The organism is Candidatus Aegiribacteria sp., from assembly GCA_021108005.1.
In the GTDB taxonomy this organism is placed as follows: domain Bacteria; phylum Fermentibacterota; class Fermentibacteria; order Fermentibacterales; family JCC-6; genus Aegiribacteria.
Window position 1 is genome coordinate 1 of sequence record JAIORS010000046.1, and the last position, 8,029, is coordinate 8,029.

Annotated in this window: 7 protein-coding genes; 2 read left to right on the forward strand and 5 right to left on the reverse strand. The window is 50.2% G+C overall.

Annotated elements, in window-relative coordinates; translation table 11 throughout:
• Nucleotides 1–586: 586 nt before the first annotated feature.
• From K8S15_02885 to K8S15_02895, 3 genes are all read right to left on the reverse strand, one after another.
• Nucleotides 587–1,024, reverse strand: coding sequence for a cytidine/deoxycytidylate deaminase family protein (locus K8S15_02885; protein MCD4774979.1), 438 nt, complete (start codon nt 1,022–1,024; stop codon nt 587–589).
• 95 nt (nt 1,025–1,119) lie between these two features.
• Nucleotides 1,120–2,619, reverse strand: a complete 1,500-nt coding sequence (locus K8S15_02890) for a hypothetical protein (protein MCD4774980.1) — start codon at nt 2,617–2,619, stop codon at nt 1,120–1,122.
• Nucleotides 2,616–3,689: a ComEA family DNA-binding protein gene (locus K8S15_02895; protein ID MCD4774981.1), complete on the reverse strand. Its 1,074-nt coding sequence runs from the start codon at nt 3,687–3,689 to the stop codon at nt 2,616–2,618. The genes K8S15_02890 and K8S15_02895 overlap by 4 nt, the downstream gene beginning before the upstream one ends.
• Nucleotides 3,690–3,833: 144 nt before the next feature.
• On the opposite strand from K8S15_02895, the gene K8S15_02900 reads away from it, so the two are divergent.
• A complete protein-coding gene (locus K8S15_02900) occupies nt 3,834–5,300 on the forward strand; it encodes a DHH family phosphoesterase (protein MCD4774982.1) in 1,467 nt (488 codons plus the stop codon).
• 81 nt (nt 5,301–5,381) lie between these two features.
• Nucleotides 5,382–6,329: an NAD-dependent epimerase/dehydratase family protein gene (locus K8S15_02905; GenBank protein ID MCD4774983.1), complete on the forward strand. Its 948-nt coding sequence runs from the start codon at nt 5,382–5,384 to the stop codon at nt 6,327–6,329.
• Here the strand turns inward: K8S15_02905 and K8S15_02910 are convergent.
• Both K8S15_02910 and K8S15_02915 read right to left on the reverse strand, forming a co-directional pair.
• Nucleotides 6,326–7,300 (reverse strand): hypothetical protein, encoded by a 975-nt coding sequence (locus K8S15_02910; GenBank protein ID MCD4774984.1) that lies wholly within the window; start codon nt 7,298–7,300, stop codon nt 6,326–6,328. The genes K8S15_02905 and K8S15_02910 overlap by 4 nt on opposite strands.
• Nucleotides 7,301–7,427: 127 nt before the next feature.
• A partial coding sequence (locus K8S15_02915; GenBank protein MCD4774985.1) for a hypothetical protein occupies nt 7,428–8,029 on the reverse strand: 602 nt, incomplete at its 5' end.

Genomic DNA, 8,029 nt, shown 5'->3' on the forward strand with positions numbered 1-8,029 from the left:
AGCATTACTCACGGTAGCTGTTATGCTGGCCTCCGACTTGTTAGGACAGAGCTTTAGATAAATAGAGTACCACTTAAGAAGGTTCCAAAGACTTGCAGTTCAGAGTCTTTCGCATCCAGGTGACTTTATTCTATAAGGTCTGATGTTCATCTGCCTGTCAATTTGTCGTATTTCGCCCCGCATAAGCTGTGTCGTGAAGCTGATCATAGACTGAAGATCTTTAGAAGTATTGATTGCTTTTCTGATTGTATGCAATGGATAGTGTCATAATTCTGACTCTAACAAACATCGCCCATCTGGCATTGATTAGACATGAATATAATAGTATCATCATCCAGAAAATGTTCGATTATATCCGCTACTAATAGGAAGGGTTCACAGATGAAGAAATCTGGTATTGTGGTGTTTACTATTCTTGTCCTTGAGGACGGCAACTGGATGATTGACTGCGGTATCGAATACGTGCGAGAGATATTGTAAAATACTGTTTGGACGTCCTTCTCCCAGCGAAATAATCTGGCAGTATATAAATATTTGATCGATTTGAGGGAAAGTTCTGCAAGTATATTTCCTTCATGAAGCCCGATCACGGGAATTTTTTTGCTGAAGAGTAGTTGTCCAGGTCGTAGGTGATCTCACGGCTGGGCATAGGAAGCCTGTCCAAAGGAACTCCGGACTCTTTCAGGAACTTCTCGGCAAGGGAGCCCTGATAATCCGAGAAAATAACAACTCTATTAATACCTGCGGCAAGAAGCGCCTTTGCGCACGTTGTGCATGGCATATTAGTAACGTATGCGGTTGCTCCTTCGATTGAAATGCCGTGTCTCGCGGCCTGTGTGATTGCGTTCATCTCCGCGTGGTTGGTTCTCACGCAGTGGTTGTCAACTATAAGGCATCCTGCGTCTTCGCAATGATCAAGCCCTGGAAGAGAGCCATTGTAGCCTGTTGAAAGGACGTATTTGTCTTTTACCAGTACGCAGCCGCAGTGCATCCTGGGGCAGGTTGCCCGTTCGGACGCGATCATGGCGAGTTTCAGGAAATATTCGTCCCAGGATGGCCTCACTGTAAACCTCTTTCGTATGTGAGAATGTCTCCGTATCGCAGTGAATGATTGTACTATTAAAAGGTGTAGTCAAGCTGGAAACCCAGCTCCGTTCTTTTGTCTCCCTCGGTCTCTTCCCATCCGGACCCCAGAACATCAGAATCTTCTACTGTTTTTCTTGCAAGGGCGCCTCTGAGAAAAAAACCATCCGATATCGCGGCGGAGACCTGTGTGAATAGAAGGAAGCTTCTATTGTAGAGAACCTTAGAGCCGAAAACTCCGGGGAACGATGACCCGCCAGCGTATATCCTGGAATTGTAGCCGTCTGTTGAGCAGGCGGCACCTCCGAAATCAAGGGTCAGCCAGCTTTCAGGCTTGTATCGTAATTTGATCTCCACTCCCGCCCCGGTCTCCGATGAATCATCGGTGGAGTTGTTCCATCCTGTAACCTGCAATTTCATTCTGATGTTCAATCTGTCACGCGGCTGCCATGAGTTTCCAAGCCAGCTTCTAAAACTGAATTCATCTTCTTCGGTTCTGGTTCTGATACCTGCGGTTGCTTCCATGCTCCAGCGGAAGCGGTACTCGGTTTCAAAAGAAGCGAGCAGGAGGCTGTTATCTTCGTGAAAATAGGTTCCTGACCCCGCTTTAACAACCATCTCGGGGAATGTCTTCCAGCGGAGGCCGTAGCATAACCCGATATCACATTCCCTGGAAATGGGCGGTGAGGTTCGTTCTGAGGGGTAGTATTCGGGATTTCGCAGAACCATGAACATATGCCGGAAAACAGGCAAATTCTGAGAGAGAGAAAACCAGACCGCTGTAGAGGTACCGGAGGAATCAACTCCCACAGATGCTTCACCTGCGAGGTTCAGGGTTCCGAGGTTAACATTCCAGTCGCCCCCGCACCTGAGCCAGCTGTATTCGGCTGCATCGTTCGTTGAGGCCGCAGCGGCTGTTACTCCCCACTGCTGACCTGCAATACGGGCGGCAGCCAGCCTTTCCGCAAAAGCGTTTCTGGCCTGAACCTCGGATGAGCTGCGGTGGTACCCGCCTGACAGAGAATCAACCGGGGACAGGGCCGCCAGCACTGAAATATCAACCGTACCCACAGAAAGCATGATGCCGGCACCCGTAAGGGGCTTTCCACGGCAGCTCCAGGGGGAAGTTGACGGCTCTATGCGATTTCTTGAATTGGGAGGCTTGTACAGGGCAAGTTCGCTTATACTTGAAAACCGTCCCGGAAATGCCAGCACAAGGCCGCTGCCCAGGTGCGCCTTGAGCCATCCGGCCGAAACGGAATTGACCGGACCGCCCATTGGCGTCAAGGTTGCTCCGCCGGCGATGATATCGACCCACTCCTCTCCTCTTGCTTTGTCCATCAGAAGGATGAACTGAAAGAGGTTCGAACCGTACCTGAGCCTGTTGTAGAAATCGTATTCGTCGCCCGCGTAGTAATGCTCAAGGGTTCCTCTGCAGTCTGGAATGCGTCTTTGCAGCCTGAACCTGAGATCCCCCTCGCCGGACGAAAGCCCGACAAGAGTGAGAAGGATAACAAGAACCAATGGTTCTTTCATTCAGCCACCAGGTATTCATTGAGTACTTCGAGCATGGAGGGGCCTATACCGGGCACCGCCTGAAGGTCGTTAACGGATGAAACCGGCCCGTTCTGGCGAAGCCATGACGCTATTGCGGAAGCTTTGGAAGGGCCAATTCCCGGAATGAGCTGCAGCTGTTCTTCTGTCGCGGTGTTAATATCGAATGGGAACTGTACGTCAGGCTCTTCTTCCTGTTCTTCGGACTCTGACAGATGAAGAGATGAAGGACGGCTTGCGCAGTTTCCCCAGCAGAGGGCTACGGAATGTGTTCCGGGAAGGGAGGAGTGTTCTCCGTATCCGTATTCCATACTCAGGGAAGAAAGAGACAATTCAAGGGCTGCCCAGAATCTTGCGGGGCTGGTTTTTATTCCGGTAGCGATGCTTATCATGGGTGAAGGCGAGAAAGCGGTGTGAAAGGTGTATTCGATATCGAGCTCTTCCTGTCTTCCAGCGCCTGCTGCACAGACGATATTTTCAACCGGAACCACGCCAACAGCAAGCTCAAGGGAATGGGGGGCGGACGGGTCTCCGGAGGAGCCCAGATCGGTTCGGAGTACGCTTCTGTACAGTGCTGTTCCAAAAACACCATCAGCGGGAGTCCATACGGCGGATATATCGGCGGAAAACCCCGTTGCTCTGCTGTATCCGCTTATCTGAAGCCTTCTGATGGAGACAGAGGTGCCAAGAGCAACACCGTTCATCAGTTTCCAGGCCACCGCGGCCTCAGCGGTGGCTTCCGAATAGGATTCGTCACCTGAGAGGGAAATAGCGGCTCCCAGAACGTATCGGCTGAACACGCAGCATCCAGCGATTGCTGTTCTATCAAGCCTTTTTAAGCCGTACGGCCGCGCAGCCGAGATTGTTATTCCGTGCCCCTCCAGAAGAGCCATGCATGCCGGATTGGATGTGAGGACAAGAGGGGTCCTGGGAAATAGTGTAGACGCGACCCCTCCCTGCAGCCAGGGGGATTCGAAGACAGGTTCAAAAGCTGCCATTCCCTCGGTGCAGATAATGACCGAAGCTGTCAGAAGAACCGTTAAAATTCTCATACTCAGAGTTTACGCATTAATCGGGATACTTTCAAGGGCCGCGATATGCAATGGTTGACAATCGGCCATTAAAACTTATGTCTATCGTGTTGTTAAATTATTTGGTCGGTAACCCGGCTTGATCTTCACTACAGGAGATAACAGATGCGCTCTGAGGAGGCACCCGCGAATAAGCGGGGAAGGTGCAGGCTTACGCATCTGGCCTGCAAGGTATTAGAAAAAAGATTTCCGAATGTCACGGACCCTTTCGAAGAATGGCTTCCGTCGAGGCCGGACTGGATCCATGAACTTCCTGATATTGATATACTTCAGCGTGAGTTGATGGAACTGAAAAGGCGCGGAGGGAAAGTCGTTCTTTACGGGCACGATGATATGGACGGTATCACCGGTATCTACATAGGTATGAGGATACTTGAGGGTGAAGGCTACACGGTTGTACCCATAATGCCCAGGAGAACAACCGATGATTACGGCCTTCTTCCAGACAGAATGGAGGGTGTGCTGCTCCCCGGCGACCTTCTTCTTACCGTAGACTACGGGTGTTCAGCAGTATCTGGTGTTAAATGGGCGCTTGATCTTGGCGCCAGGATAGTTATAACAGATCACCATACGCTTCATTATCCATTGCCTCCTGCCCATGGAATGATAAATCCACAGAGAGTGGGTGCTCCGGCAACTTACCTGGCCGGCTGTTCGGTTCTGTATGCAGCTCTTGTTTCCATATATCCGGAATGGGAGAATGAGGCTGAACTTCTTACCGCTGTTGCGCTTGGGACCGTATCTGACCGCGTACCGCTTCTGGGATGGAACAGGTACCTGCTTGAGGAATTCAGGAAGGTGAACGCCGACGAGCTGGAAGGCGGACTTGCAGTGCTTGCTGAAGTATGGCCGGCAAGGGAAACAGCCTGGACAGGATCCATGGTTCGCCATGCCATCACTTCGGTAGTGGGCAAAGGCGAAGACTCGGGAATAGAGTTCCTCCTTGATTTCATGAGGGATGATAATTACAAACGGTGCCGCAAAATATGGAAAAGACTTAAGAAAAGCAGCAGACGGAGAGCCCATACTCTATCGGAGATCTTCTCAAAGGCGATAGTGAACAGGGATGACCAGGCTTCAGCTTACGGTATGAACCTTGTTTATCTTGATAGCATCCCGGACGGCATGGGGGGAACACTCGCGAGTAAACTGAGCAGGATAACTCACAGGGGAACAATAATCGTATCTCCAAGGGAGGGCGGCAAACTCTCGGGAGAAGCCCGTTCCTATGGGGATTGGGACATGGCTGATTTTCTTGTGAGCATGGGAGAGGTGTTTACCAGTGCCGGCGGGCACAGGATGGCCGCGGGATTCAGCTGTGAGGGCCTTAGCTGGAGCGAGCTTCGCGAGCTTCTTCTTTCGAAGATGATGGATTATCCGGTGGATCCTGTGCCGATACCGCATATCGATCTTGTTGTTGATGAACTTCCGTATCCGGAGGAGTTTTTGTGCCTTGCCCCCTTTGGCGGGGGATTCCTGCCTCCGGCGGTGAAGAAGGATACGATGAGGTACCTGCTGAACGTCGGTGAAAGTTCCGTAAGCTGGTTCATAACCGAGGAAAGCGGAGACTAACGGGGTCGGACGCAACTTCTGGTCACTTGCAAAATTACAAATTGCTAAATAAAACGTACTGGTATTGAAGATCGGAGACTGATGAGGTACATTGTTACAGGGGCTGCAGGTTTTATAGGAAGCCATCTTTCCAGGCAGCTTCTGTCGGAGGAGAAAGATGTTATCGCGGTTGATATTTTTCGCGATTACTACCCACCGGAGTTGAAAAGGGCGAATATCGCCGATTTATTAAAGAATCCTTCTTTCAAGCTTTTTGAACAGGATCTGTCCGAGGAAGACATGTCATGGCTCGACATGGTTGTTGATTCTTCCGAGGAAATAACCGTATACCACCTCGCAGCACAGGCAGGGGTAAGGAAAAGCTGGGGCGAGGAATTCCTTCAATATACGACTGACAATATAATAGCGACGCAGAACCTCCTGGAATGGTCTATGAGAAGAGGAAACGTAAAGAATTTCATATACGCTTCCTCCTCGTCCGTATACGGACGAGTTACGGATTTGCCCATGGTGGAGGACAGCACGATACCGATGCCCGATTCCCCCTATGGTGTTACAAAACTTGCCGCGGAGAACCTTGTAAGACTGTACACCAGGAACCACGGTCTGCCTAGTGTTTCCCTCAGGTTTTTTACTGTCTACGGTCCCGGACAGAGGCCCGATATGGCTTTTTCAATCTTTTTCGAGGCCATCAGGGAGGGAAGACCTTTGAGAATATTCGGAGATGGAAGCCAGACGAGGGACTTTACATACGTGGGCGATGTTGTACGTGGACTGAGACTCTCTGAAAAATGTACCGACGGAAGAGCAATGAACCTTGGAGGAGGCAATACGCTTCCTCTGCTTGAGGCAATTGCTGTTCTTGAGAAGGCAGCCGGGAAGAAAGCTGAATTGGAAAATTTGCCAGTTCAGCCGGGAGATGTCCGCGATACCTTCGCATCCACCGAGCTGCTTTTTAAAACAACAGGCTGGAAACCCGCCACTCCCCTGCTCGAAGGCCTCCGCCAGCAATTCCGGAGCCGGGGTTAGAAACTACCTACGCCGTTTATGGTGATATCATTGTTATCACGGGGCTGTATTCGCCATTCGTTTTCGTTGTAGAAAAGTGGGCCCTGTACATCAACCGTGTCACCCACATTGGGTTCGGTGAAGTCACCCCGGGTACCCATGTAGCAGCTGCCGCTTCCGTCATCGATCTCGTAGCTGTGCTCGTTCTTTGTAAGAACAATAGCATTGGTCACTGAAACCAGTACGCCTTCGTACTGCTCATCGCAGACCTGGCCGGTTGTGAGTGCGATTGGGTTGGGGATTGTATGCCCGGTTGAGATAACATGGACATCGGAAAGGTAAGTGAGTTCCGTCATGCCGAAGTCCTCCTGAACGGTACCCGATACTGTAATACTGTCAGCCCTTACCATTGTATCGGTACTGTCTCCGTAGAGAACAAGACCTGTCCATGGACCACCCGTGGCATCACATATGACAGCAAATCTTCCGTATAACACATTTCCACCTGTAGTTACTATCCCCGTTACCGAAACCTCATGGCCAACATAGGGTGATGATGTCTGCTGTCCCTGGATCTCGTAGCATGTAAGGTAATCACTGCAGGGGGTAACAACTTCCACCTCATTGCTCCATACGGTGTTGTTGCTGGTATTTCTCGTATTTAAGGAGTAGTAATAGGTCTCGCCCCAAGCAAGGCGAGTATCTGTGAAAGTGGTATCTGAGGAATTGGAAACTGTTCTGACCGGGCTGGCTGGAGGATTGCCGGAGATTCCCGGAGAAGCGGATCTGTAAAGGTTGTACTCGGAGAAATCGTTATCCGGGCACATGGTCCAGGATGCGGTAATGGAATTCGTGGTTCCCGAATTGGCTGAAAGAATTGATGCTGTTGGATTATCGCCGGAGGTTGCAGGATTCTCATTGTTTCCGCAGGAGATCAATAATACTACAGCCGCCGTAGTGATTAATGGTATGAACCATTTTACTTTTTTCATTTGCGAAAACTCTCCTGTCAATATGGCGGGTTTAACTAACCACAACATGCAATTTGGTTAAATAAAAAGCAGGATATACTGAAACCGGCAGAATTGATCTACCGGTTTCATTATTTGCATGTCTTCTCTAATTTATCAGGTCGTTGTCGTCCCTGGGCTGGATCTTGAAATTGTCGCGTGAGTACCAGAGTACTCCTGTCATGCTTAAAATGTTGTTGCCTACAACCGGAGTGTAGGAAAAGTCACCCATTGTGCCGGCGTAGCATTCTCCACTCCCGTCATCGATAGCCCATGTGTAGTAAGGAAGTCCGATCTGCGTTACATCTACATCGGAAACTGTGACAAATACGGATTCCCATTGCTCAGGGTTAACGGATGTTGACAGATCGCCAGTGGACATTTGTTCTGGGGTAGGAAGAGTATGTCCGCTTGAGTGGATCACATAGGACAACGGGAACTTGAGTTCAGTCATATTGAAGTATTCATCTACTACTCCGGTAACCGTTACACTGTCACCTCTATGAAGACCTGCGAGATCGTTGCTGTACATTAGCAATCCACTCCAGGGTCCTCCGTTGGCATCGGAAAGGACGGCGTAAGTTGAAGATGTTGCAGTATAATCATCAGGGTCAGCGGTTACGATGCCTGTTACGCTGACAGTCTGTCCTTCGAAGGGTGAATCCGCCTGCTGACCCTGGATCTGGTAGCATGTGTAAACATCTCCGCCGC

What these genes read in the sequence shown, in the direction of transcription:
- K8S15_02885 (MCD4774979.1), bottom strand. Translation starts at nt 1,024, where the DNA reads ATGATCGCGTCCGAACGGGCAACCTGCCCCAGGATGCACTGCGGCTGC.
- K8S15_02890 (MCD4774980.1), bottom strand. Translation starts at nt 2,619, where the DNA reads ATGAAAGAACCATTGGTTCTTGTTATCCTTCTCACTCTTGTCGGGCTT.
- K8S15_02895 (MCD4774981.1), bottom strand. Translation starts at nt 3,689, where the DNA reads ATGAGAATTTTAACGGTTCTTCTGACAGCTTCGGTCATTATCTGCACC.
- K8S15_02900 (MCD4774982.1), top strand. Translation starts at nt 3,834, where the DNA reads ATGCGCTCTGAGGAGGCACCCGCGAATAAGCGGGGAAGGTGCAGGCTT.
- K8S15_02905 (MCD4774983.1), top strand. Translation starts at nt 5,382, where the DNA reads ATGAGGTACATTGTTACAGGGGCTGCAGGTTTTATAGGAAGCCATCTT.
- K8S15_02910 (MCD4774984.1), bottom strand. Translation starts at nt 7,300, where the DNA reads ATGAAAAAAGTAAAATGGTTCATACCATTAATCACTACGGCGGCTGTA.